This is a genomic window from Flavobacteriales bacterium, assembly GCA_026129465.1.
Classification (GTDB): Bacteria; Bacteroidota; Bacteroidia; order Flavobacteriales_F; family PHOS-HE28; genus PHOS-HE28.
Map to the genome: position 1 here is coordinate 1 of JAHCIA010000002.1, position 3,025 is coordinate 3,025.

Below are 3,025 nucleotides of genomic sequence, written 5' to 3' on the forward strand. Positions count from 1 at the left end.
GGATGAACACCATGTCAACCCAGGCCACATCGCCAAGGCGAAAAAACAAAAGCAGCATTAGCCCTGCCGAGGTCGCCGCGGCAATCGACATGGATAACGCAATACCCGGCGCTCCGAGGCGGGGCATCAGCACAAAATTAAGTAAAACATTTGCCGCCAGGCCTACGGCCGCAGCAAGCATGACTCTGCCCGAACGACGGGTAGCAATGGCAAATTTCAGCAGAAGCAGGTTGGTGACAAAAAACGGCAGCTGCAGGATGCCGTTGGACATCACCCGTGAGACTACGCCCACTTCAGAGGAACCGAAGGCCCCGCCCTCGAACGCTAGGCGGACAAACGGTACGGATAAAAGATGCAGAGCCAATGTGGCGGGAATCGAAATAACGGTTCCCGCCAGCAGCAGGAATGAAAGTTCTCGGCGCGCATCCAGCAACCGGCTTTGTGCCATGTAACGCGAGAAGTATGGCAGTACGACCGAGGCAATAGAGGCACCGATCAGGCCGGTGGCAAACAGGACGGCCTTGCTGCCAAGACCAAGCGCTGCCACTCCGCCTTCCGGCAGTACCGAAGCCATCGCGGTACTCACCGGAACGGTCAACTGCATGAACACCGCTGCCGCCACCAGCGGCAGATACTGAGAAACAAACTGCCCGAATCCGACACCTTCGTGCTTCGCCGGAATCATTAGCGATATCCCCCGCGCCGCGAGCGCCCGATAGACCAAGGCAAGATTGGCCAACTGGCCAACAAACATCGCCACTGCTGCAACGATCGCACCATGGGAATTGCCGAATACCAACAGGGCGGCGATGGCTACAATAGGAACAATTACCTGAGCGGCGGCTGGCACGACATAGTGCCCCAGGGCGTTTAGCAAGCCATTGGCGAGTGTGACCAAGCCGCTGAAAACGAAGATTGCCAGCATCCACAACATGATTGCCTGCGTTCTTCCCGCCTTCTCTGGCAGCGCCGACCAGCCTGCCATCTCTATCAAACCAGGCCCTGCCAAAACCACCACACCAACCAGAATCAGCGCCATGACAAGGAACATCTTCGCTACCTGTCGAGCCAGTGTCTGAGCCGCGATCACCGACGACCGCTCACGCACGGCCAGAAAGACCGGCACGATCGCAGTGCCGATAGGTACGCTTAGCACCGCCACAAGGAACATCGGCATCACCGTGGCAACCACGAAGGCATCGAGTTCCCCGCCTAGACCGAATAATCTCGCCATGACAATGTCTCTGGCAAACAAGCCAATAAAGGTGATTCCGGTCACCGCAGCCACAGCCATTCCGGAACCCACCAAGACTGAGCGGGCCAACTTCATTTCCTTTTTTGCAACAGACGAAGTTTGTTCGCGAGATAAGGACATGCCACGTATCTGCGGCATCCATCCGTACCTCTCCAAGAAGTGCAGCCAACCACCTAGGCTGACAAGTATCAGCAGGAACATGTAGAGATAGCGAATGCGATACAGCGTGCCAACGTTGGCTATGGTTATGCCATAAACCGTCAGCAAGGCCAGTGAAAAGACAAGCAAGGCCATAACACCACGAGTACGGGCAAACCACAGCACCAGCAACATACCCGGGGCGATCAGATACCAGATTGCCATCTCACCCACCGCAACCAGACGCGTAACACTGATCTTCTCGAACCACAACGAAGGAAAGGGAGCAAAAAGCGCAATCTGCAGCGCTCGCGGCACATACGCCACCACCTGCGGCGTGCTATCCGGGAGCGCGTCAATATCGTAAAGCGAGCCGGCCTGTATTTTCAGGCCTTCATCGATCAGTCCGACTCGTGTCCTCGCAATCACTTCGACGTACTTATCGATGGTCTGTGGAATCCAGGATGTTGGATGCCACGTCCATTGGATAGTAGTCACGGCAGTTCCGCCGGCAGTTCCACCTGCTGTCCACCGAGCATAGCTCTGCTCATCGGCGCCAGTACGAGGCGACATGTAGGTAGCGACGCCAACCAAGAAGGCTAGGACGACTTGTAGTGTCAAAATACGCCGGTACTCAGCCGACCCGCAGTTCTTCAAGATCGAACCGAGCTTGAAAAATAACATCAGCACTACGCCGATGAAAACCAGCACGAGGTTATATGGCCGCACGAAAACTATCAGCGCCACCCCCGCAAGCGTGGCCACGATGGTCATAGCTGATTGCCAACAGCTCGATCGCCCACCTTCTTCTGCAGCTATCCAGGCGTACAACACCAGAATCGTCCCGGCAAGAGCGAAGCCATCCTTGTGTATCTGGCCGTACCAGTTCAGAGCAGACGGAAAAACGACATACAGCACACCCGCAATAATCCCAGCCAGTACGCCGATGCGGCCCGGCCACAGCTTGCGGCCTAATAAGAATAACAGCGTGCCAGTAAAAGCATGGATCGCGGCATTCACCGGAACCATCAGGGAGGGGTCGTTACCGAATAAAACATAAAGACCCGCCAACAAGGCAACGTTACCGGTTGCTGCATGCGTTGGATAGAAGCGCCATTCGGACCAGCCATGTAGGCGAATGCGCTCGGCCAGATCAACTGCAATAGAGTGGAAATAGGCAGAATCCCCTTCCACGAGTCCCTGTCCGTGGTGAGCCGAGTCGATTAGCGGCAAAAGGAACTTCTGGAACAGCAGCGCCGCTGCAGTAGCGTAGCTGAAGAACAGCAAAAAAACGATGACCGAAAACAGCGGCCTATGTTTGCGCTCAGTCATGTTTCTCGCTTGAGCCAGGCAGCAACCAGTTCGCTCAGGGCATCATCCAGTTTCATGACATCATTATATCCGAGCTCGCTCCGGATCTGCTCTGTAGAGTACTGGGCTCGACTCGTCAGAATGTCAATCTGCCCCTGTGTCAGCCTTCCGCTTGCCATTCGATCCAGGAGCCACGCGAAAGCTCGCGGCACCATTTCTGGCAGGCGCCAGCGTGGCGGCGGACGCCCAAGAGCTTCACAACAAACGGACACAAGATGCTCAACAGTGCACTGATCAGAGAGGTTGTAGGTGCGACCAGCA

Annotated in this window: 2 protein-coding genes; both read right to left on the reverse strand. The window is 55.9% G+C overall.

Annotation, left to right across the window (positions count from 1 at the left end):
• On the reverse strand, positions 1–2,725 hold a 2,725-nt coding region (locus KIT10_16250), incomplete at its 3' end, for a hypothetical protein (GenBank protein MCW5900811.1).
• Positions 2,722–3,025: hypothetical protein (locus KIT10_16255; GenBank protein MCW5900812.1), on the reverse strand; the 304-nt coding region annotated here is incomplete at its 5' end. The genes KIT10_16250 and KIT10_16255, both read right to left, overlap by 4 nt.